This window comes from Chryseobacterium sp. S0630, from assembly GCF_024158915.1.
GTDB lineage: Bacteria > Bacteroidota > Bacteroidia > Flavobacteriales > Weeksellaceae > Chryseobacterium.
In genome coordinates this window covers 47429-68769 of sequence record NZ_JAMZGF010000022.1, presented here as the reverse complement: position 1 = coordinate 68769, position 21341 = coordinate 47429, and the positions used below count along the sequence as shown (strand labels likewise).

24 protein-coding genes are annotated in these 21341 nt (G+C 36.7%); 10 read left to right on the top strand and 14 right to left on the bottom strand.

The features are described 5' to 3' along the window. Positions 1 to 48 precede the first annotated feature (48 nt). The 9 genes from NK356_RS11905 to NK356_RS11865 all read left to right on the top strand — a co-directional run bounded on the left by NK356_RS11905 (position 49) and on the right by NK356_RS11865 (position 9543). Positions 49 to 2154, top strand: coding sequence for a TonB-dependent siderophore receptor (locus tag NK356_RS11905; protein ID WP_253317059.1), 2106 nt, complete (start codon positions 49 to 51; stop codon positions 2152 to 2154). Between the two features lie 17 nt (positions 2155 to 2171). Further along, complete coding sequence (locus NK356_RS11900; protein ID WP_253317058.1) at positions 2172 to 3287, top strand: HmuY family protein; 1116 nt, start codon at positions 2172 to 2174, stop codon at positions 3285 to 3287. Between the two features lie 21 nt (positions 3288 to 3308). Next, positions 3309 to 4187, top strand: coding sequence for a hemin ABC transporter substrate-binding protein (locus tag NK356_RS11895; RefSeq protein WP_253317057.1), 879 nt, complete (start codon positions 3309 to 3311; stop codon positions 4185 to 4187). Continuing rightward, positions 4171 to 5211: an iron ABC transporter permease gene (locus NK356_RS11890; RefSeq protein ID WP_253317056.1), complete on the top strand. Its 1041-nt coding sequence runs from the start codon at positions 4171 to 4173 to the stop codon at positions 5209 to 5211. The genes NK356_RS11895 and NK356_RS11890 overlap by 17 nt, the downstream gene beginning before the upstream one ends. Further along, the gene (locus tag NK356_RS11885) at positions 5211 to 5984 is read left to right on the top strand and encodes a heme ABC transporter ATP-binding protein (protein ID WP_034696056.1); all 774 of its coding nucleotides are present in this window, start codon (positions 5211 to 5213) and stop codon (positions 5982 to 5984) included. The genes NK356_RS11890 and NK356_RS11885 overlap by 1 nt, the downstream gene beginning before the upstream one ends. 2 nt (positions 5985 to 5986) lie before the next feature. Then, on the top strand, positions 5987 to 6637 hold the full coding sequence (locus NK356_RS11880) for a class I SAM-dependent methyltransferase (protein WP_034696054.1): 651 nt from the start codon (positions 5987 to 5989) through the stop codon (positions 6635 to 6637). A gap of 4 nt (positions 6638 to 6641) precedes the next feature. Then, a complete protein-coding gene (locus NK356_RS11875) occupies positions 6642 to 7670 on the top strand; it encodes a hemin-degrading factor (RefSeq protein ID WP_034696052.1) in 1029 nt (342 codons plus the stop codon). Between the two features lie 118 nt (positions 7671 to 7788). Then, a complete protein-coding gene (locus tag NK356_RS11870; RefSeq protein ID WP_034696051.1) occupies positions 7789 to 8661 on the top strand; it encodes a ChaN family lipoprotein in 873 nt (290 codons plus the stop codon). Between the two features lie 246 nt (positions 8662 to 8907). Beyond that, positions 8908 to 9543, top strand: a complete 636-nt coding sequence (locus NK356_RS11865) for a peptide deformylase (RefSeq protein WP_051934330.1) — start codon at positions 8908 to 8910, stop codon at positions 9541 to 9543. A gap of 37 nt (positions 9544 to 9580) precedes the next feature. On the opposite strand, the gene NK356_RS11860 is transcribed toward NK356_RS11865, so the two are convergent. The 4 genes from NK356_RS11860 to NK356_RS11845 form a co-directional block, all read right to left on the bottom strand. After that, positions 9581 to 10015, bottom strand: coding sequence for a hypothetical protein (locus tag NK356_RS11860; protein WP_253317055.1), 435 nt, complete (start codon positions 10013 to 10015; stop codon positions 9581 to 9583). Between the two features lie 181 nt (positions 10016 to 10196). Then, positions 10197 to 10622, bottom strand: coding sequence for an organic hydroperoxide resistance protein (locus NK356_RS11855; protein ID WP_253317054.1), 426 nt, complete (start codon positions 10620 to 10622; stop codon positions 10197 to 10199). Beyond that, complete coding sequence (locus tag NK356_RS11850) at positions 10623 to 11057, bottom strand: MarR family winged helix-turn-helix transcriptional regulator (protein ID WP_034696044.1); 435 nt, start codon at positions 11055 to 11057, stop codon at positions 10623 to 10625. A 32-nt stretch (positions 11058 to 11089) separates the two neighbouring features. After that, a complete protein-coding gene (locus NK356_RS11845; protein ID WP_253317053.1) occupies positions 11090 to 11722 on the bottom strand; it encodes an NAD(P)H-dependent oxidoreductase in 633 nt (210 codons plus the stop codon). A 277-nt stretch (positions 11723 to 11999) separates the two neighbouring features. On the opposite strand from NK356_RS11845, the gene NK356_RS11840 reads away from it, so the two are divergent. Beyond that, complete coding sequence (locus NK356_RS11840) at positions 12000 to 12752, top strand: SDR family oxidoreductase (protein ID WP_253317052.1); 753 nt, start codon at positions 12000 to 12002, stop codon at positions 12750 to 12752. Positions 12753 to 12758: 6 nt separating this feature from the next. Here NK356_RS11840 and NK356_RS11835 read toward each other — a convergent pair whose 3' ends face one another. The 10 genes from NK356_RS11835 to trpD form a co-directional block, all read right to left on the bottom strand. After that, entirely contained in the window at positions 12759 to 13034 is a 276-nt protein-coding gene (locus tag NK356_RS11835) for a hypothetical protein (protein WP_142014486.1), read from the bottom strand. A gap of 106 nt (positions 13035 to 13140) precedes the next feature. Further along, the gene (locus NK356_RS11830) at positions 13141 to 14100 is read right to left on the bottom strand and encodes a protein-glutamine glutaminase (protein ID WP_253317051.1); all 960 of its coding nucleotides are present in this window, start codon (positions 14098 to 14100) and stop codon (positions 13141 to 13143) included. Between the two features lie 739 nt (positions 14101 to 14839). Then, positions 14840 to 15568: a lipoyl(octanoyl) transferase LipB gene (gene lipB / locus NK356_RS11825; protein ID WP_034696030.1), complete on the bottom strand. Its 729-nt coding sequence runs from the start codon at positions 15566 to 15568 to the stop codon at positions 14840 to 14842. 31 nt (positions 15569 to 15599) lie between these two features. Next, positions 15600 to 16334, bottom strand: coding sequence for a tryptophan synthase subunit alpha (gene trpA / locus NK356_RS11820; protein WP_034696029.1), 735 nt, complete (start codon positions 16332 to 16334; stop codon positions 15600 to 15602). 86 nt (positions 16335 to 16420) lie between these two features. Further along, the gene (gene trpB / locus NK356_RS11815) at positions 16421 to 17605 is read right to left on the bottom strand and encodes a tryptophan synthase subunit beta (protein WP_034696027.1); all 1185 of its coding nucleotides are present in this window, start codon (positions 17603 to 17605) and stop codon (positions 16421 to 16423) included. A gap of 4 nt (positions 17606 to 17609) precedes the next feature. Further along, positions 17610 to 18155 (bottom strand): hypothetical protein, encoded by a 546-nt coding sequence (locus NK356_RS11810; RefSeq protein ID WP_253317050.1) that lies wholly within the window; start codon positions 18153 to 18155, stop codon positions 17610 to 17612. Beyond that, entirely contained in the window at positions 18152 to 18661 is a 510-nt protein-coding gene (locus NK356_RS11805) for a hypothetical protein (protein ID WP_253317049.1), read from the bottom strand. Before NK356_RS11805 ends, NK356_RS11810 begins: the two co-directional genes overlap by 4 nt. Positions 18662 to 18680: 19 nt before the next feature. Next, a complete protein-coding gene (locus NK356_RS11800) occupies positions 18681 to 19364 on the bottom strand; it encodes a phosphoribosylanthranilate isomerase (protein ID WP_253317048.1) in 684 nt (227 codons plus the stop codon). 11 nt (positions 19365 to 19375) lie between these two features. After that, complete coding sequence (trpC, locus tag NK356_RS11795; RefSeq protein ID WP_253317047.1) at positions 19376 to 20149, bottom strand: indole-3-glycerol phosphate synthase TrpC; 774 nt, start codon at positions 20147 to 20149, stop codon at positions 19376 to 19378. Between the two features lie 193 nt (positions 20150 to 20342). Further along, positions 20343 to 21329, bottom strand: coding sequence for an anthranilate phosphoribosyltransferase (trpD, locus tag NK356_RS11790; protein ID WP_034696094.1), 987 nt, complete (start codon positions 21327 to 21329; stop codon positions 20343 to 20345). Between the last annotated feature and the right edge of the window lie 12 nt (positions 21330 to 21341).

Genomic DNA, 21341 nt, shown 5'->3' with positions numbered 1-21341 from the left:
TTAATGAGTCTAAATAAAGTTTTATATTTGTCGAAAATTTGTACCCTTATGAAGAAGAAAGTGCTTTCCGTTCTATCGTTATCCGTGGCCTTATGGGTAAATGCACAAGAAAAGGATTCTCTTAATCAAAAGAAAATTGAAGAAGTTGTTATTACAGGACAGTACATGCAACAGTCCATTAACAAATCTATCTATAAGGTTGATGTTATTGATGCAGAACAGATTAAAAATATGGCCGCTACCAATGTTGCCGAGGTTTTAAATCAAAGTCTTAATATACAGATTACCCCGGATTCCCGTTCAGGAAATTCTACAGCCAAGATCATGGGACTTAATGGTGATTATGTAAAAATCCTTATAGACAATATTCCGGTAGTAGGGGATACAGGACTGGGAAGTAATATTGACCTTACTAAAATTGCTTTGAGCAATATCGAAAGAATCGAAATTGTAAAAGGAAGTATGGGAGTTGAGTACGGAAATGGTGCTGTTGCCGGGGTCATCAACATTATTACCAAGAAATCCAGTACCAAAAAGATCAGTGTAAGGGGCTCATTGCAGGAAGAAACAGTGAGAGATAATTATGATCTTAAGAAAAGAGGAAACGGCAGACACATTCAGAATCTTAATGTAGATTATAATATCAATAAAGAATGGTTTGCAAGCATCAATTTCAATCATAACCAGTTTATGGGATATGAAGGAGAAAGCAAAGGCTACAAGTATTTTGGACAGGATAACAAAAGAGGATATGAATGGAACCCGAAAGATCAGTACGATGCTTCTGCTTTGTTAAGATATACCAAAAATAAAACTACATTCTTCTACAAACTGTCTTATCTGAATGAAAAATTCAATTTCTACAATCCGGAGGTTAACAGAAATCCTCTTAATGACGGATTGGGTGGAGTTGCTTATGAGAGCAGAGACAAAAGATACAATACAGACCGTTGGGTTCATCAATTCAATATTCAAACCAACCTGGGGCACATCCGATACATGGGAGATTTCTCCTATCAGAACCAGGATAGAAAATATTACGACTACGTTTACGATATTCCGAACAGAACCATAAAAAGCCGCGAGGACGAAAAGTCTTATTATAAAACAGACGTTATCTACTCAAGAGGGATGTTCAGCAACTTCCTGGATAGTAAAGTTTTTGACTTTCAGTTAGGGTATGAGCTAGATTATACCAATGGTTATGCTTCTCAAATGGCCGGTGACTTCTTTGGTGAAGCGGTAAAGAGAAAAATATTTACCTATTCCAATTTCCTTTCTGCGGAATGGAATGTTTCAGACAAATTCTCTTTGAGACCGGGAGTAAGATTATCTCTTAGTGAGAACTTCAGCAATCAATACAATTACTCTTTATCCTCAAGATATAAAACTTCTGAGAATTCAAATCTTAGAGCAGTGGTAGGATCAGCCAACCGCTATCCTAAATATGAAGAGCTGTACACCTATTTTGTAAATATCAATCATGATGTACAAGGGAATCCCGATTTGAATCCTGAAAAAGGATTCTCAGCAGGCCTTTTCTGGAACCAGAATTTTGCAGTAGACAATGGCTGGAAAATCGCTTATGGAGTAGATGCATTATATCTGGATGTACGTGACAGAATTGAGTTGGTGATGATAAAGGAGCCTTCCACCTACAAATACATGAACATTAATAAATTTAAAAATCTATTGGTTACAGCTAATGTAGATTTCAGAAAAGATCAGTTTGCTCTGTCTTTAAGAGGATCGGTAAGCGGAACATCGGTATCGATGATTGATTTAAAATCTTCTTCCCCTACAGACTTCCAGTATCTGGTGCAGGCAGGAGCTTCAGCAACCTATAAACTGAAAAGTACCGATACCAATTTTGCCCTTTATTATAAGTTCACAGGTCCGGACAGAATTTATGTATCCGATGGAGCAAACGACTTCCGTCTTGGAAAAGTAGATAGCTTTCATATGATGGATTTCATTGTGAGCCAGCCTTTCTGGAACAAACATTTTGAAATTTCCGCAGGAGTGAAAAATATATTCGATGTAACAAGATTAAACTCTACAGCAGTGGCAGGCTCAGCCCATACTGCAGCGAATGGTTTTGTTAATTTATTCTATGGCAGAAGCTATTTTGCCCGATTAATGTTTCAATTTTAAATAATAAAGTTACTATTATGAAGTATCTAAAAATATTATCTGTTCTTTCTATCATGGCTGCCACACAGTCTTGTTTATCTGCAGACGAAGATCCGGTTTCGGTTCCTCCTATGACAGGATCAGAAGTAAGTGTGCAAGTTGGCGGTCCTACAGAACCTAATCAGGTTTGGATCGATTTAAGTGATTATACCAATCCTGCGGTCAACAGCAGAACAGACTGGGATCTTGGTTTTTACAGTGGCGATGCTTACAGGGTGATTATGAACGGGTCTCTTGCGATGACAGTGATCAAAATACCCAATGCTTCAGACATCAGTAAAGTAAAGGAAACTGATATTTCAAGTTTAAAAGACATTGCTCAGGTAGGAACATTTGATGCTGCGAACATGAAATACGTTGACAATCCGAACGGAGACTTCTTAAATCAGACATCCGGAATTGATCCAATCAAAGAAAATGATGCTGATAACCCTGTCTATCTGATCAATCTGGGAAGAGAAATACCTTCTGCAGCCAATATCGGAGCTGGTTCTGTTTCATTGTCCGGTGATCCGAGAGGATGGAAAAAAATTCAGATTCTGAGAGCACAGAATGGATACAAAATCCGTTATGCCGATGTGAATGCGACAGGAACAGATATCAAAGAATATCTTATTACCAAAGATACAGAATACAACTTCTCATTCTTAAACCTGAAAACAGGAACTCCTGTAAAAATTCAGCCAAAGAAGAAAAAATGGGATATGGTGTTTACCACATTTACCAATGAAGTATTCATGGGACCTACAACAAGTGCAGGAAGTTATTTCTATGCTGACTTTGTAGCAACCAATACTCTTAATGGAGTAGGAGCTTATCAGGTAACGGTTACAGGAAGCCTTGATGCTGCTTATAACGCATTTAAACTGAAAGATGTAGAGCCTGCAAAATTTGTTTTCAATGACCAGAGAGCAATTGGTGATAAATGGAGAACCACTACCGGTACGGCATCCAATCCTGTTCCTTTTGTGTATGCAGACCGTTTCTTTGTATTGAAAGATGCTGAAGGTTTTTATTTCAAGCTGAGATTCAATACCATGAAGAATACAAAAGGTGAAAGAGGATACACCAATTTTGAATTCGAGCCTTTATAAATAATCAAATAATAGTATATCATGAAAAAATTCATCCTTGCAGCTTCTGTTCTTGTAGCAGTATATTCTTGCAAAAAAGCAGAAGCAGGAGCAAAAGAAAATACAACGGAAGCGACTTCTGAAGCACCAAAAACCAACAATAAAATAGTAACTCTAAACGGAGGAATTACTGAAATCGTAGCTGCTTTAGGCCACGAAAAAGAAATCGTTGCAACAGATGTTACCAGTACTTATCCTGCTTCTTTAAAAGCTACAGCTAAAGATTTAGGACACATGAGATCAATGACGATTGAGCCGATCATGGCTGTAAACCCTACTTTGATTCTGGCTTCTGATAAAGATATCAACCCTGAGCTAATGGGAAAAATTAAGTCTTCAGGCATTAAAACGGAAGTTTTCAAACAGGAATATACGGTTGACGGAACTAAAAAACTGATTGAACAAGTAGCAAAAGCGATCGGAAATACAGATTATCAGAAATTAAATGATAAAATTGATGCCGATTTGAAACAGGTACAGCCTATCGCTAAAAAACCAAAAGTATTGTTCATCTACGCCAGAGGAAATATGCTGATGGTGAGTGGTAAAAATACCCCAATGGCTGCATTGATTACTCTTGCAGGAGGTGAAAATGCCGTAACTGATTTTGAAGATTTCAAACCATTGACACCTGAAGCCGTGGTAAAAGCTAATCCTGATGTTTTATTCTTCTTTGAAACAGGCTTACAGGGAGCAGGAGGAAACGAAGGAGCTCTTAAAATGCCGGGAGTATCTCAGACCAATGCAGGTAAAAACAAGAAAATCATTGCAATGGACGGAGGTTTAGTATCAGGTTTTGGACCAAGAGTAGGAGAAGCAGCAGTAGGATTAAACAAACTTTTAATTGAAAGCACAAAGTAAACTATACTTTTATCTTATTATAAGTGCAGTACTGCTTGCCATTATAGCAGTACTGTCACTTAATACAGGAGTCTATGATTTCGGAGAAAACTCTCCGTTCAGGGCGCTGTGGCAATTTATAAAAGGAGATTCCGGTTTGTCACTCAGTGATAAATATGTGATTTGGGACGTAAGAGCAGCCAGAATTATCATGGCGATTTTAGTAGGAAGTATGTTGTCGGTTTCAGGAACGAGTCTTCAGGGACTTTTCAAGAATCCTTTGGCAACAGGAGATTTAATAGGACTTACATCAGGAGCAACTTTGCTGGCAGCCATTGCGATTGTTTTAGGAGGACATTTCAAAGAATATCTTCCTGAAGCTGTACAATTTTCGCTGGTAGGGATTGCGGCTTTTATCGGTTCTTTTTTATCAATGATGTTGGTGTACAGAATTTCAACAAGCGGAGGAAAAACAAATGTAGTGATGATGCTGCTTACCGGAGTGGCCATAACGGCTATCGGGTTTTCGATAACCGGATTTTTGATCTATATTTCAAAAGATGAGCAGCTCAGAGACCTTACTTTCTGGAATTTAGGAAGTCTGGCAGCCGCTACATGGACGAAGAATATCATTCTGGCCATTGTTGCAATTATTGCTTACATTATTTTACTTCCAAAAGGAAAAGCATTGAATGCAATGATGCTGGGAGAGAAAGATGCACAACATCTGGGAATTAATGTGGAAAGACTGAAAAAACAGATTATTATCATCGTGGCGTTGATGGTTGGAAGTTGTGTGGCATTCTCAGGAACCATTGGTTTTGTAGGTCTTATTGTACCTTATATTTTAAGATTGCTATTCAAATCCAATTACACTTTTATTTTGCCATTATCGGCAATGTGCGGAAGCATTTTGTTATTGACAGCAGATACCTTCAGCAGAAGTATTGTGGAGCCATCCGAACTACCGATCGGAATTTTAACAGCCTTAATGGGAGGCCCTATTTTTATCGCTATTTTGGTTAAATTTAAAAAATCACTGTAATGATCAAGGCACACCAGATTAATTATAAACATAAAGAATTCAGGATTCTGGATGGGGTAGATGTCTCTCTGGAATACGGTGAATTTCTGGCCATTGTAGGACCCAACGGAGCCGGGAAGTCAAGCCTTCTGAGCGTACTGGCAGATGAAGTGAAATCCGGTAATAACAAAGTTTTGTTTAAAGATAAACCTATTAAAGAATGGAATATCAAAGAACTTTCAAAACACAAAGCAAAGTTTTCACAGCATAACAGCAACGATATTCCGCTTGAGGTAAAAGATGTGATCATGATGGGAAGGTATCCGTATTTTGATGCCCAACCCGGAAAAGAAGATCTGGAAGCCATGAATAATATGATGTACGAAACCGATATTTTTCACCTCAAAGAAAGAGAATACAACACCCTTTCGGGAGGAGAAAAGCAGCGTGTACACCTATCAAGAGTAATGGCTCAGCTTGAAAATGATATCGCCCACAAACTGGTTTTTCTGGACGAACCATTGAATAATTTAGATATAAAACATCAGTACAAAGCATTGGAAATTATCAAAAATTTCACCAAAAAAGCCAACAGTGCTATTGTTGTTTTACATGATCTGAACCTTGCTGCACAGTTTGCAGATAAGATTTTATTAATGAAATCAGGACAGGTTTCTGCCTATGGAACTCCAGAGGAAGTTTTTACGGAAGAAAATATCAGCAATGCCTATAATTTTCCCTGTACCATCTGCGGACACCCTATTACCAATAACCCAATGATCATTTTTGGATAACCATGGAAAAAGACGAACTCAAAATCCTCGCACAGAATCTTGCCAATCCTCAGGGAGAAAAAGGGATCGAGATTGGTGAAATGATGAATGCTACCAACATCAGCATGACGTTAGAAAGCATCAAAACACTTGTGATAGAAGATGAGCAACAGATTCTTGAAATAGGACACGGAAACGCTGCCCATCTGAAAAGCTTAATGAGTCTTGCTAAAAACCTCAGATATACAGGAATTGATATTTCTGAGACCATGCACAATGAAGCTAAAAGGCTCAATAAAGAATTTGAAAGCGAAGCAGATTTTGTTTTGTATGAAGGCAAAAGACTTCCTTTTCGGGATCGATCTTTTGATAAAATATTCACCGTAAACACGGTCTATTTCTGGGAAAATCCGGTAGAATTTCTAAATGAGATCTACAGAGTTTTAAAAGATGACGGAACTTTCGTTCTTACATTCGGACAAAGAGAGTTCATGGAAAAACTACCGTTTACGGAATATGATTTCACCTTGTACAGCAACAGTGAAATGGAAGAGCTGGTCTCCAAAAGCCAATTTAAAAGAATGAAAACTTCTGAAAGAGAAGAAGAAATAAAAAGTAAAACAGGAAACGAAACAATACGAAGAATTTATACAATTTTAACCATAAAAAAGTAAAGTAATGAGCACATTAGTTAATGATTTAAAGGAAAAATGGGAAGCTCTGAAAGCAGAAAATCCACATATTAGAATAAGAAATGCAGCAGCACAGTTAGAAGTAAGTGAGGCAGAATTATTGGCAACAAGCATTGGAGAAGGCGTTACTGTCCTGAACCCGGATTTCCAGGGAATCCTTACGGAAGCTGAGCAATTAGGAAAGGTTATGGCTCTTACCCGTAATGATGAATGTGTTCATGAAAGAAAAGGAACTTACCTGAACGGAGATTTCAGCAGTCCTCATGCACAGCTTTTTGTGGGTGAAGATATCGATCTTAGAATTTTCCTTAACCACTGGAAATTTGCTTTTGCAGTATTGGAAGGAGAGAAGAAAAGCCTTCAGTTTTTTGGAAAAGATGGTCTGGCACTTCACAAGATTTATCTGACAAAAGACAGTAATGAGGCTGCTTTCGATGCTATCGTAGAGAAATTCAAAGCAGAAGATCAGAATCAAGTACTTGTTTTTGAAGCAGTAGCTCCAAAACAGGCTGAAAAAGCTGATTCAGACATTGATGTGGAAGGTTTCAAAAAAGCATGGACAGAATTGAAAGATACTCATGATTTCTTCATGATGACCAGAAAATATGGAGTAAGCAGAACGCAGGCATTAAGATTGGCTCCGGAAGGATTTGCAAAGAAAATTGATAACGCTAAAGTAGTTAACATTCTTGAAGATGCTTCTGAAAAAAATACACCGATCATGGTTTTTGTTGGAAACAGAGGAATCATTCAGATCCATACAGGAAATGTGAAGAAAACACTTTGGCACCAACAATGGTTCAATGTGATGGATCCTGATTTCAACTTACACCTTGATGTAACGAAAATTGCTGAAGCATGGATCGTGAAAAAACCAACTGAAGACGGAGAAGTAACGGCTATCGAAGTATTCAACAATGAAGGAGACTTCATCGTTCAGTTCTTCGGAAAAAGAAAACCTGGAATTCCTGAGCTTCAGGAGTGGAAGGACCTTGTAGCCGCATTAGAGAAATAATAATTAGATGATTTGAATGGGACCGTTTTGTTTGTAAAATTCAAAGCGGTCTTTTTTATGACAAGTGATCTGCAGCTACCAGAATATTTGTGTAATTTGGGATTAAATATAAAATATAATGAAGAATATTTTCATAGCGATACTTTTTGCCGGTTTCTGTTCATTAAAAGCACAGGACTTAAAAGCGTATCAATTTTATGATAAAAAAGGAAAAGAAGTAAAGACGGAAAAGCTGGTAAAAGAATTGGCAGATTATGATGTGGTCTTTTTTGGTGAAAATCATAACAGTTCTATCAATCACTGGCTTCAGCTTAAAATTACAGAAGCGTTGTTTGCAAAGAAGAACGGACAGCTGATCCTAGGAGCAGAAATGTTTGAAAGAGACAATCAGGCGCAGCTGGATCAATATTTAAACGGAAAGTTTGATGCTAAAACGTTGAAAGATTCTGCCCGTTTATGGAACAATTATGCAACTGATTACAAGCCTTTGGTGGATTTTGCGAAAGATAAAAAGCTGAATTTTGTTGCTACCAATATCCCAAGAAGGTATGCCTCTCAAACCGCAAAAGAAGGTCTAGAATCCTTAAATAAATTAAGTGAAAAAGAGAAAACCTATATTGCCCAGCTGCCTATCAAAGTGACTTTAGACACTCCTGGATATCCGGAAATGAAAAAGATGATGGGAGATCATGCAGAAGGAACCAAAGTGATGAATTTCATTTCAGCTCAGGCTACAAAAGATGCTACAATGGCTGAATCTATCCTGAAAAATTACCAGGCGGGAAAAACCTTCATCCACTACAACGGAAATTATCACAGCAAAGAATTTGGAGGAATCTATTGGTACATCAAACAGAAAAACCCTAATTTGAAAATGGCAGTAATCTCCGTTTTTGAATCGGATGATCCTGAATTGAAAGTACCAGCCAAAGATTATATCCCGACAGACTTCAATCTGATTATTCCGGGAGATATGACGAAGACTTTCTAATTTTTTACAAAAGTGTCATTCTGACGAAGGAAGAATCTCACTGTTAATTAATTATAAGATTCTTCACTACATTGCATTCCTTTCAGAATGACAAAAATCAATTACTTACATTTCAATAGGAACGGGCTTTAGCCCGTTCATTTTTTTATATCAAAATTCCATTGGCTTTAGCCAAAACTTAAAATTCATCGGTAAATAAATTATTTTCACTCCACAATATTTACCTTTGTATTACATTCAAAAAATATGAAGAAATTACCCATTCTGCTGATCTTTTTTATCGGACTGTTCAATGCACAAAAACTGACTTCCAATGAACTTTCAATCATCAATCAGGGAGACGTAAATAAGGCGTTACCAATTTATCAGACGACGGATAATAATCAGCATCAAACATTGCTGAACACTTCTTCAGAAGCAGATCCGCTTGACCCGAATACAGCTGTTCTGGTAAAAAGAATGAAAGAATCTCTTCTGTCAACAGATGGTGGAGTAGGCATTGCGGCTCCTCAAGTGGGAATCAACAGAAAGATCATCTGGGTACAGCGTTTTGATAAAGAAGGAACACCATTGGAATATTTTATTAATCCGGTAATTGTTTGGCGATCTGATCTTCAGAACCTCGGTCCTGAGGGCGATTTGTCTATTCCTGATTTCAGAGATCAGTTCTACAGAAGCAAAGTTATCCAACTGGAATATGTGGATTTGAAAGGGCAGAAATATTCAGAAATTGTAGAAGGTTTTACTGCGGTGATTTTTCAACATGAAATAGATCATCTTTTCGGAATCCTGATTTCCGATAAAAAAGAAAAAGAAAAAAACGATTCTTATAAAAAGGTAGATGCCTATCAGAAAAGTGATGTAAATAAAGACAGGAGGTGATGATGAATGATGAATAGATTGAGTAGGTTTCTGTTTTCTATCCATATTTTATAATAAAATCTTCTCCGTCTTCATAAGCTGCAGGATCTACATAAGTAACTATTCCTATATCAGATTGTAAAAGTTTTTTAAGCTGATCGAAATACATATCCCTTTTCTCTTCAGTTGTATCCATTGTTAGGCTCATGATAAGCCTGTCATCATCTGTAATGTTGGCGCCCACCATTATTCTTTCCGGATTATCATGGTATTTATTCCAGTAAAAAGTTTGGTCAAGGGCAGGGTTTTCGATGAAATAACCAATCATTTCGTCCTCTGTTTTAAAAATATAATCTCTGTTGTGCCTTGGGTAAGTATAATTGAGATTTAATTTTTCATATCCGGGAATGAACGTATTCAAAACCAGATCAATCGTCTTTCTTGATTTTTGCCCTGCATACACCTGGCAAACAATATCTATAATGATTTCCATTATGTAAAAATATTCAATAATGATGAATTATGAATAAAATTCTTAACCATTATAAGCATATAAAAATATTCTCAATCATCTGCGCCATCAGCGAAATCTGCGGGAAAATAAAAAAAAATAAAAAGGAGCTGTTTCCATGGAAACAGCTCCTTTCGTTATAACTATGCTTAAAAAAATTGGATTAATCGTTGTTGGTTACTGAAAGTTTCACCTCCATATTATTTCTGGTAGCATTAGAATAAGGACAAATCTGGTGTGCCTTTTCTGTCAAAGCTTGTGCTTCTTCAATAGAAACTCCAGGGATGTTCACATCCAGTTCTGCTGCCAGTCCGAAACCGCCATTCTCAAGTTGGCCTATGCTTACCTGAGCGGTTACTGTAGTTTCTCCGGTTTTTACTTTAGAAAGACTGATCACTCTGTTCAGAGCGCTGTCGAAACATGCAGAATATCCTGCTGCAAAAAACATTTCCGGGTTAGCAAAATCATCATTGGCTCCTCCTAAACCTTTCGGCAATCTTACATCAAGTTCCAACACTCCGTTTTCGCTTTTCACATGTCCGTTTCTGCCTCCTTTTGCAGTAACCTGAGTGGTATATAACGTTTTCATTTATTTTTCTATTTTGTTTAATATTTTTAAGACTGTGTCTTTAAGGTGCAGCAGCTCTTCCGGTTGTATTCCCAGTTTTTCCTGGATTTTTCCCGGAATTTCACAAGCCTTCTGCTGAAGCTGTTTTCCAGCTTCATCTAAAAATACTTCAACCACTCTTTCGTCCTCTTTTTTTCTTTTTCTGATGATAAATCCTTTAGACTCCAGTCTTTTAAGAAGAGGGGTTAAGGTACCACTATCCAGAAACAGTTTCTCTCCGATATGAGTTACCGTAAGTCCGTCACCATCCCATAATATCATCATCACAAGGTACTGCGGATACGTAATACCCAGCTCATCAAGAAAAGGACGGTAAAGCCCTGTAATCTCTTTGGCAATTACATATAATGGGAAGCAAATCTGGTTTTCTAGTTTGGGTGTATTCGGATTTTCCATAATTTTTGAGTACGAAAGATTCGATGAAGGTATTACTTTTTTATGATAAATTCATCCATTGGAATTCTGACTTTTTTCATAGAAGAAAGCCAGTCATTAGCTTCGTCACGGTATCCAAGATATAAAAGAGTCACACTTTTTAATCCCAGTTCTTTCAATCCCAGTACTTCATCCACCACAGCATTGTTGAAACCTTCTGCAGGAGTACTGTCGATTTTAAGTTCTGCAGCCTGTGCAAGAGCAATTCCTAAGGCAATATAAGTCTGACGGGCAGTGTGGGCAAAATGCTCTTCAGGAGTCTGTGCTCCGTACATTTTTTTGATGGTGTCCGTATAGCTGCCGAAACGTCCTCTCGGAAGGTCTCTTACATCGGTGTGATAATCGTAAACTTTGTCAATTTTTTCATTAGAATAACTGTCCCATGCTGCAAAGACCAAAACGTGAGAAGAATCTCTCATTACTTCAGGGTTTAAAGCACCTGCTACCATTTTCTCTTTCAGTTCCTGATTTTCTACTACAATAATTCTGAACGGTTGTAGTCCAGATGAAGTAGGAGCCAGTCTTGCTGATTCTAAAATAGTATTAAGGTCTTCCTGTGAAACTTTTTTGGTAGGATCATAAGCTTTTACAGCGTGTCTCCAGTTTAGATTTTCTATTAATGACATTTTTATTTTGTTTTTAAATTAAACTACTTTGTGTTTTATCACTTCTATTTGAATGTTGAAGTAAATTAACAGTACAAATGTACATTCAATTTAATTGTGTGCAATTTAATTTTGAAAGATTTTATTGATGGCAATTATTGATAAACTTTAAAAAGGTAAAATAATGAAGAGGTTAATGAGAAATTTTTAGTTTCGGTTTTAATCATTTCAGCATGATTCGGATTTTTTCAAAGCCTTTGAATTCCAATCTTTGCCATAGAATTTTAAACTAAAAACAATGCAGAGATTTAAAAACAAAACCGCCTTAATTACAGGAGGAACCAATGGAATGGGCTTGGCAACGGCTCAGAAATTTATTGAAGAAGGAGGAAGAGTCATTATTACGGGCAGAAGTGAAGAAACAGTGAATAATGCTTTGGAAACACTTGGTGAAAATGCCTTCGGGATTGTATCCAATGCAGGAAATATAAAAGATCTGATGAATCTTCAGCAGGAAGTCAGAAAATATACAGAACATATTGATCTGATCTTTGCCAATGCGGGATACGGAAGATTTGCTCCCGTGGAATATGTAGATGAAAATCAGTTTGATGAACTCTTTGATATGCTGGTAAAAGGACCGTTTTTTACTGTACAGCAGATATTACCATTGATGAAAAGCGGAAGTTCTGTTATTTTCAATACTTCCGTGGCGACAGAGATTGCGATGCCCAATTTTTCGGTGTATTCTGCGGCAAAATCTGCGGTGCAGTCATTCATCAAAACTTTTGCCGTAGAACTTACAGAACGTGGAATCCGTGTGAATGGAGTAAGTCCCGGACATATTAAAACCAATATTTTTAATAATACAGGATTAACGGGAGAGCAGATTGAAAGTGCTATTGATGATATTATTCCGACAATCCCTTTTAAAAGGCAGGGCGAACCGTCAGAAATAGCCAATGTAGTTCTGTTTCTGGCTTCAGAAGAAGCTTCATACATTCATGGAGCTGAGATAAAAGTGGATGCCGGAATTTCTGTGATCAGATAATCCGGATTATTTGACCTCTTTGATTTCTTTGATGATATTGGTTTTATTTTCAATACCGATATTATAGGTCTTACCTTTTTTAAAGCTTTGGGTTGCTTTTTCCATAAGGCTTTTGTATTCCGGAGATTTTTTTGAAAGATAAAAAACCTGTGCACTGATTCCAATAGCGACACGCACCACTTCATTCGGTTTATCAGGATCTTCCATGATGTTGGAAATAGTGGCATTATTGTACCATGTCAAGTTCTGTGAACTGGAGTTACCGGAACAGGATGTAATCATAATAAATAGTAATAGTAAATAGGACCAGGCTTTCATAATAAAAGAGATTAAGTAAAAAAGCTCCTGCAATATATCAAAATATGGGCAGGAGCTCTATATAAATTAGTTAAAATCCACAGCTCGCTACACTTGGTGCAGGGGAAGGAGAACATCCTGAAAGGGATGAGAATATGTTTAATACACAGTTGGTATTGACATAATTGTTATCATATAACAGAGAACCTGATGGACTTCTGTAGTATACGTTTCCTGCTGTATTGGCATAAGAAGATACAGAAGCAGATCCACAGCTTGTATTGGTACATGCAGCTCTCCATGCAGTGTCAGTTACAGGTCCGCTGGAGAATAATGATGGGTCAATGATTCTTTTTTCAACAATTCCTGAAGCATTTTTGAAGCTTACCAAAATGGCTACGTGATATACCCATGAAACACAGCATGTTCCTGTAGAAGCTCTTAAGTTACCATATACGAATTGCTTTTCACAATCGTAACCTGCATTCAAAAGGATTTGTCTCATTTTGTGCGCTCTTGCATAGCATCCATCCACAGGATATCTGAATGTGATACATGGTGAAGATGCAGTAGAAGTTCCACAAGACTGGTTTTTGATCTGAGTGAATAAGCTGTTCAGTGTTGCAAGATTAGGAATAACGCTTACCGCTTTTTTGCTGTCACCTCTTTCTTCTTTGTTAAATACTGATTTGAAATAACGGATGTCATCAGCTGTTGCTTTTTCAACCTTTGCAATTTCATTAGAATTGGCCTTCAAGAAAACCTGAACAGGCGTTTCATTTTCTACAGCTTCTTTGATCATGGAGATAAATCCCGCATTTTCTTTGGTATCCTTAATTTGATAAGGTTGTGCGGAAACCATAAATGAAACTTTAAATTTTCCTTCCTCTTTTTCTATCCCTACCGGAACAGTTTTGCCGAAGTCTTTCATTGCGATTTCGTTAGACTCTTTAGCAACAAGATTAGGATCCTGATTGGCACCTGAATCCGAGCAGGAATTAAATGACAGTACCGTCACGAATACCATCATGGATAACAGAAATTTTTTCATAGTTTTTATATTTTGTGGTTAATTTTCAGTGAACTTTATAATGGTGATAGTTCACTATTTTGTGATATTAAAAGTAATAAAAATTAAAATATGTGCAAGAGTTTTTTTGAAAAAAATAAATTATTCTGCTGTTTTATTGGTTTTATGGTATTGAAAAAGGTAGAAAAATGATGATTTTTATAGGGATATTCAGAGAAAATAGAAAATTTTTAAAATGGTGAAATCCGTTATTTTTTGCGACGGGAATACAGATGTTTTAGTACGTATCTTTACTCGCTTTGTCCATTCCGTAGGAATCTAAACTCTTATTTTATCCTCATTCCTTATCACAAGCTTTCTGTGTCTGGATTCCTATGGAATGACAAACGTTGTGGATAGTCTAAACGAACTACGGAATAGACAATGCGAGTAAAGATGTAGACCAAAAATTACCAGTATTTTATGAATTGATTATCCATCCATATTGTCCATTCCGAAAGAATTTAAACATTGGAAAATAGTTTGTATGTCTGGAGCAAATAAGGGACTATGCACACCCATAAGCGCCCACCTTGTCATTCCGTAGGAATCTAAACTCTTATTTTATCCTCATTCCTTATCACAAGCTTTCTGTGTCTGGATTCTTGCGGAATGACAAACGTTGTGGATAGTCTAAGTGAATAAAAATAACATTATCATAAAACTAAAAACCCGGTTCCAACTATTGAAACCGGGTTTGTTATATTGTAAATAAACTTGACTATTTGTAAATCAATTCTGCCTGAAAAACATCAGCGAAATGTTTTCTGATCTTTGCTTTCAGTTCTTCCATTTCTTCTGGTGTCAATTCTCTTTCAAGTTCTCTTTTCAAAGAAGTTACCTGCTTGTCTTTGATCCCACATGGAATAATGTATTCAAAATAACGCATGTCGGTATTTACATTCAAAGCAAAACCATGAAGAGTTACCCATCGGGAAGCTTTTACTCCCATCGCACACATTTTTCTGGCGTAAGGCTTTCCTACATCCAGCCAAACTCCTGTTTCTCCCGGAGAACGTTCTCCTTTAATACCATATTCGGCAATGGTTCTGATGATCACTTCTTCCAGATTTCTCATATATAAATGAATATCCGTGAAAAAGTTTTCAAGATCCAGAATAGGATAACCTACCACCTGTCCGTAACCATGATAGGTAATATCTCCGCCACGGTTTACTTTCACGAAAGTAGCATCAATTTCTTTCAGTTTATCAATACCGGCAAGCATATTTTCTTCATGCCCACTTTTTCCTAAGGTATACACATGAGGATGTTCTACGAAAAGAAGATGATTAGGCGTAGTGGTATGCTGTTCTGCAGGAAGATCTCTGTTTTTTATTTTGGTGTCAATGATGTTTTTCATCAGCTGTTCCTGATAATCCCAGGCAGGCTGATATTCTTTGACTCCTAAGTCTTCAAATTCTACTGCTTTATTTTGATTTGTATTCATTTCAATTTTTGATATACAAATTTAGTGAATTTTACCCTTTTATGGAATGGATAAAATCTATAGCACTTTTCTTCCAGTCTCTATCCTGAAGTAAAATATTCACAAAGGCCGTCCCAATGATACCACCATCTGCTTTTTCTGTTACATTTTCAAAATCATCTTTCGATTTAATTCCGAATCCTATCATTACCGGATTTTTAAGTGGAAGAGCTGCTATTCTGGAAAGGTAACTCTCATTTTTCAAAACAGCATTTTCATTTCCGGTGGTGGAAGAAGAGCTTACGGCATAAAGGAAACCTGAGCTTAGAGAATCCAGATAGATCATCCTTTCATCGGACGTTTCCGGAGTTACCAGAAAAGTGAAATTAAGATTATACTGCTTTAAAATATGTTGATAATTTTTCTCAAACTCAATAGGAGGAAGGTCTGGAAGGATCAATCCTGAAACACCACTTTCCGAACATGCTGCACAGAATTTCTCAAATCCAAAGCTCAAAACAGGATTGATATAACCCATCAGAATAATGGGAATTTTTATTTCGTCCTTGATGGTTTTCAGCTGAGACAATAGTTTTTCAATGGTCATTCCGTTTTGTAAAGCCAGTTCGTGAGCTTTCTGGATCACAGGTCCGTCTGCTACAGGATCAGAATAGGGCATTCCGATTTCGATCATGTCGGCTCCCGAATCCTGAATCAGTTGTATAATATCAGCGGTATCTTCCAATTGTGGAATTCCTGCTGTGAAGTATATATTTAGTTTTTTCATTTCTTTATTATAGAAGTTAGAAATTAGCGATGAGAAGTTAGAAGGCAAATACTTTTTATGAGTTAATACTTACTGATTTCTGGTATCTAACTTCTAATTTCTTTCAGATAGGTTTCCATATCCTTATCTCCACGGCCACTCAGACAAATCACTACGACATCATTTTCCTTGAATTTTTTCTTGTCTAAAACTGCCAGTGCGTGAGAACTTTCCAATGCGGGAATAATTCCTTCCAGTCTGGTAAGGTCAAATGCACATTGTAAAGCTTCATCATCATTAATACTAAAGAATTCTGCTCTTTTTTCTTTAAACAAATGCGCATGAAAAGGTCCTATTCCTGGGTAATCCAATCCTGCGGAAATAGAATGAGGTTCTATCACCTGTCCGTCTTCTGTCTGCATTACAAGGCTTTTGCTTCCGTGAAGTACCCCCAAAGTTCCTAAAAATGTAGTCGCAGCAGATTTTCCTGAATCTACACCCAATCCTCCCGCTTCCGCAGCAATGATTTTTACTTCTTTTTCCTCTACAAAATGATAGAAAGTTCCTGCAGCATTGCTTCCTCCGCCCACACAGGCAATCACATAATCAGGATTTTCTCTTCCGATTTTCTCTTGAAGCTGTTCTTTGATTTCTTTTGAAATAATACTTTGAAATCTTGCCACCAAATCAGGAAAAGGGTGAGGTCCCACCACACTTCCAATCACATAATGAGTCGTCACAGGATTGTTGATCCAGTCTCTTAATGCTTCATTTACTGCATCTTTAAGGGTCTTTGAACCTGAAGTAGCTGCTACTACTTCTGCACCAAGCATTTTCATTCTTGCGACATTCGGGGCTTGTCTCTGGATATCAATTTCTCCCATATAAACGATGCACTCAAGACCAAGCAAAGCACACGCTGTAGCGGTAGCAACACCATGCTGTCCTGCACCGGTTTCAGCAATGATTCTTGTTTTTCCAAGACGTTTTGCCAATAAAACCTGTCCCAGAGCATTATTGATCTTGTGAGCTCCCGTATGGTTGAGATCTTCCCGTTTCAAATAAATCTGTGTCTGGTATTTTTGACTTAAGTTTTTAGCAAAATATAAAGGAGTAGCCCTTCCGACATAATTTTTCAGCAAATCCTGATATTCAGCCTGAAAATCTTCAGATTCTATGATTTCAAGATAGTTTTTTTGCAGTTCTTCTACATTAGGATAGAGCATTTCGGGGATGAAAGCGCCTCCAAACTCTCCATAATATCCGTTTTCATCGGGGTTTTTATAATTCATTTTTTTATTCTTTAGTAGTTAAATAGGCATTGTTTTGTGCACTCAGCTGGTTCAGTAGTTTTTTTCTTTCCTGCGAGGTATGAAAAATCAAAATATCATCATCTTCAGAATTTACCCACTCCGAACCGATACTTTCTTTGATCATTTTGGCTTTGTCGTGGAGAATTTCTATATCACATTTTTCATAAAAGGAACGAAGATCGGAATGGCAGAAACCAATCGTTTCCAAATTTCTCTGAATGACGTTTTCCTTGAAACTCTTTACCAATGCAGCACCATACCCTTTCTTTTTATGAACTGCCACAAGTCCTACGGCTTCTGCAAAAATATATGCTGTGTCTGCTATTTTTAAGGTAAAATCAAAATTCACCCTCATAATGGCCAGTATATTTTCATGGGTATCTACCAGAAAATGAAACTCTGAATCTTTAAAAAAAGACCGGAAATAGGTAGATTTCATCGTGTTCCATGCAGAAATGTCCCAAAGTTCAAGAATATGTTTTATCTCGGCTTCTGTTAAATCTTTCGTTTCTTTTATCTGATATTTCATGGGTTTAAGCTATTAATAAATGTGAGGTGATAATCGTGCTGCTGTTTGGTAATCAGTTTTTTATAATACAGCAATTCTATTTTGTGCATTAAATCAATTAAAGTTGCTTTATCAATTTTCGACTGATACATGGTAATCGCAATTTCCAGATTGTCAATCAGATAATAAGGATCGGAATCTTCATAAAGCAAGAATATTTTAGCATAAATCAGTCCTAAGTCATACTTTACACTTGATTTTACATGGGTTTCTAAAAATTTATCTGAAATAATGACAAGATAATAGCTGTTCCATAAGCTGATTCTTTCAAAAAAATACTGAATATCTGTTTCTTCAAAATCTTTAATAATACAAATGAAATCGGACAATAATCCACCCACTTCCCAATGTTCTGTATTACTGTCGTTCTGTGCAACAAAGTGGTACAGATTCTGGATTTTTTCATTCCCGAATTTAGGGGGAAATAAGGTTTTATAAAATGTCTTTTTGAGCAAATGTATATTCATCCTTGTGTGTTTTTATGTGTTATTTATTGTGCTGATATAAAGTTTTAAACTTTTTTATGCTGTCAATATTTTTACTGCCAGGTTCTGTTTCAAATTTAGAATTGATATCCAAAGCAAAAGGTTGTTGTTTCAATGTATCAATATTCCCTATATTTTCCTCAGAAATACCGCCGCTTAAAAAGTAGGGCAGTGGAATTTCAAATTCATTCAGAATATTCCAGTCGAATTGTTTTCCCGTTCCGCCAAAGGCTTTGCTGTCAGTATCGAATAGGTAGTAGGTGATAGGTTGGAGGTTGCAGGAAAGAGTTTGTGCTATTTTATCTTTGTTATCAGAATCAATATTTCCTATTCTGATTACTTTAATGATTCCAACCTTAGGACTCAGTTTTTGTCTTAGTTCAGTAATGAAATCATTACTTTCATCACCGTGAAGCTGTACAAAATTCAAATTTGCGTGCTGAACGATCTTTACAATGATATCTACTTCTTCATTAACAAAAACACCTACTTTTCCTTGATGATCAATGGTTGAGATCTCTTCCAGACTCAGATGATTCAGAACATATCTTGGTGACTTTTCGTAGAAGATAAAACCAAGGAAATCTGTATTCATAGCAATCAATTCCTGAATCTGGTCCTGTTTGGTCAGGCCGCAGACTTTGAGTTGAGGTAGCAGGTTTGAGGTTGTAGGTTGCAGTTTCATTGTTGTTGAGTTTAAATTTGAGATGCGAATTCTTCAAAAGCTTTGGCAGGATCTGTATTTTTCATAAAATATTCTCCCATCAGGAAACCGTCAAATCCTTTTTCTTTTAAAAACAGAAAATCTTCAAGGCTGTAAATACCACTTTCTGCAACAGATAAAACTTCTTTTGGAAGTTGATTCTTCAACTGAACCGAATGCTGAAGATCTACCTTAAAATCTTTAAGATTCCTGTTATTAATCCCAACTAAGTCGATTTTTGAATTAAAATGTTTCAGTTCATCTTCTGTATGAATTTCCAGTAAAACCTCCAATTTCAGTTGGTGAGCTAATTCTGTGAATTCCTGTACCTGAGCTGGTGACAGACATGAAGCAATCAGTAAAACGACATCAGCCCCAATACTTTTGGCTTCATAAAACTGATATTCATCAATCATAAAATCTTTTCGCAGAATCGGAATGTTAATCTCATTTCTTACATCCAGAACATCATTTAAATTTCCTCCGAAAAAATCATGGTCAGTCAGAATAGAAATTCCGCTGGCTCCAAAATTTTCGTAAGCAGAAACTACTTCTAAAGGCTGTACACTATTGTTGATGATTCCTTTTGAAGGAGACTGTCTTTTAAACTCAGCAATAATTCCACTCTTATTTTTGATGGATTCTTTCAGGGAATACGTAGGTCTTCCAAAAAAGGCTGTGCTTTTTAATCGGTCAAGGGAAATTCGCAATTTTGCTGCAGCAACTTCTTCTTTTTTTCGTTCAATAATTTTATCCAGTATAGTCATTTTTTTGTGTTTAAAATTTAATCAATGATTATTTTATTCGAACCTGTTTAAACTTTTTTCTTTTGAACCATTAAGATTGTATTAAGGTGTTAAGATTATTAAGATGAACTTTGCTCTAGCTTAAAATCAGAATGATTAATCTTAACGATTCTTCATTACTTAAAAATCCTTAACGGTTAAAAAAATTGTAAGACTAATTAATTAAAAGATTAAAACTATTCAATGCTTTTCCGTTTTGAAGGCTTTCCTGAGCCATTAAAAGACAGTTGTCATACGTCCCGAATTTATGAGTGTTGTGTAAGGCTACTGAAGCGTTGGCAAGGATTACAGAATTCTGTTGCTCTGTACCATTTCCTTCCAGAATATTCATAAATATTTTTGCGGTTTCCCGAATAGAGCTTCCGGCTTTAATATCTTCCAGCATTACCGGATTGAAACCTAAATCTTCTGCAGAATAGATTTCTTCACCGTTTTTTGTAATAATCTTGCTGTCGTCGGTAAGGCTTATTTCATCATATCCGTCAAGACCATGAACCAGAGTAAAGTCACGTTCCTCTTTCTGAAGGAGATACTGATAAATTCTTGCGATTTCCAGATTATAAACTCCAATCATAGAATATTTAGGTTTTGCAGGGTTCACTAATGGTCCCAAAAGATTAAAAAATGTTCTCAATCCCAAAGATTTTCTCAATAATCCGACTGATTGCAGTGCAGGATGAAAATAAGGGGCATGTAAGAAGCAGATGTTGGCTCTTTCAAGATCTTCATTCAATTGTTCTGAACTGTTTTTAAACTGATATCCCAGTTCTTCCAGTACATTCGATGACCCTGTAGTAGTGGAAGCTCCGTAATTTCCATGTTTTGTTACTTTCTGTCCGGCTCCGGCAACTACAAAACTGGCCAAAGTTGAGATATTAATGGTGTCCTTTCCGTCACCTCCGGTTCCAACAATGTCAATGGCATCACTGGCGTTGATATTTACAGGAACAGCCATTTGTAATAGTGCTTCTCTGAAGCCTTCCAGTTCTTTCAGGGTGATATTCCGCATCAGGAAAACACTTATGAAAGCGGTAACTTCTGCAGCGTTGAATTTATTCTGTGCAATCTCAATCATCATCGCTTTTGCTTCAGATTTTGAGAGTGTGTTATGATTGAACAGATATTGCAGTATTTCTTTCATTTGTGGTGTTTT

What these genes read in the sequence shown, in the direction of transcription:
- NK356_RS11905 (WP_253317059.1), top strand. Translation starts at nt 49, where the DNA reads ATGAAGAAGAAAGTGCTTTCCGTTCTATCGTTATCCGTGGCCTTATGG.
- NK356_RS11900 (WP_253317058.1), top strand. Translation starts at nt 2,172, where the DNA reads ATGAAGTATCTAAAAATATTATCTGTTCTTTCTATCATGGCTGCCACA.
- NK356_RS11895 (WP_253317057.1), top strand. Translation starts at nt 3,309, where the DNA reads ATGAAAAAATTCATCCTTGCAGCTTCTGTTCTTGTAGCAGTATATTCT.
- NK356_RS11885 (WP_034696056.1), top strand. Translation starts at nt 5,211, where the DNA reads ATGATCAAGGCACACCAGATTAATTATAAACATAAAGAATTCAGGATT.
- NK356_RS11880 (WP_034696054.1), top strand. Translation starts at nt 5,987, where the DNA reads ATGGAAAAAGACGAACTCAAAATCCTCGCACAGAATCTTGCCAATCCT.
- NK356_RS11875 (WP_034696052.1), top strand. Translation starts at nt 6,642, where the DNA reads ATGAGCACATTAGTTAATGATTTAAAGGAAAAATGGGAAGCTCTGAAA.
- NK356_RS11870 (WP_034696051.1), top strand. Translation starts at nt 7,789, where the DNA reads ATGAAGAATATTTTCATAGCGATACTTTTTGCCGGTTTCTGTTCATTA.
- NK356_RS11865 (WP_051934330.1), top strand. Translation starts at nt 8,908, where the DNA reads ATGAAGAAATTACCCATTCTGCTGATCTTTTTTATCGGACTGTTCAAT.
- NK356_RS11860 (WP_253317055.1), bottom strand. Translation starts at nt 10,015, where the DNA reads ATGGAAATCATTATAGATATTGTTTGCCAGGTGTATGCAGGGCAAAAA.
- NK356_RS11855 (WP_253317054.1), bottom strand. Translation starts at nt 10,622, where the DNA reads ATGAAAACGTTATATACCACTCAGGTTACTGCAAAAGGAGGCAGAAAC.
- NK356_RS11850 (WP_034696044.1), bottom strand. Translation starts at nt 11,057, where the DNA reads ATGGAAAATCCGAATACACCCAAACTAGAAAACCAGATTTGCTTCCCA.
- NK356_RS11845 (WP_253317053.1), bottom strand. Translation starts at nt 11,722, where the DNA reads ATGTCATTAATAGAAAATCTAAACTGGAGACACGCTGTAAAAGCTTAT.
- NK356_RS11840 (WP_253317052.1), top strand. Translation starts at nt 12,000, where the DNA reads ATGCAGAGATTTAAAAACAAAACCGCCTTAATTACAGGAGGAACCAAT.
- NK356_RS11835 (WP_142014486.1), bottom strand. Translation starts at nt 13,034, where the DNA reads ATGATTACATCCTGTTCCGGTAACTCCAGTTCACAGAACTTGACATGG.
- NK356_RS11830 (WP_253317051.1), bottom strand. Translation starts at nt 14,100, where the DNA reads ATGAAAAAATTTCTGTTATCCATGATGGTATTCGTGACGGTACTGTCA.
- lipB (WP_034696030.1), bottom strand. Translation starts at nt 15,568, where the DNA reads ATGAATACAAATCAAAATAAAGCAGTAGAATTTGAAGACTTAGGAGTC.
- trpA (WP_034696029.1), bottom strand. Translation starts at nt 16,334, where the DNA reads ATGAAAAAACTAAATATATACTTCACAGCAGGAATTCCACAATTGGAA.
- trpB (WP_034696027.1), bottom strand. Translation starts at nt 17,605, where the DNA reads ATGAATTATAAAAACCCCGATGAAAACGGATATTATGGAGAGTTTGGA.
- NK356_RS11810 (WP_253317050.1), bottom strand. Translation starts at nt 18,155, where the DNA reads ATGAAATATCAGATAAAAGAAACGAAAGATTTAACAGAAGCCGAGATA.
- NK356_RS11805 (WP_253317049.1), bottom strand. Translation starts at nt 18,661, where the DNA reads ATGAATATACATTTGCTCAAAAAGACATTTTATAAAACCTTATTTCCC.
- NK356_RS11800 (WP_253317048.1), bottom strand. Translation starts at nt 19,364, where the DNA reads ATGAAACTGCAACCTACAACCTCAAACCTGCTACCTCAACTCAAAGTC.
- trpC (WP_253317047.1), bottom strand. Translation starts at nt 20,149, where the DNA reads ATGACTATACTGGATAAAATTATTGAACGAAAAAAAGAAGAAGTTGCT.
- trpD (WP_034696094.1), bottom strand. Translation starts at nt 21,329, where the DNA reads ATGAAAGAAATACTGCAATATCTGTTCAATCATAACACACTCTCAAAA.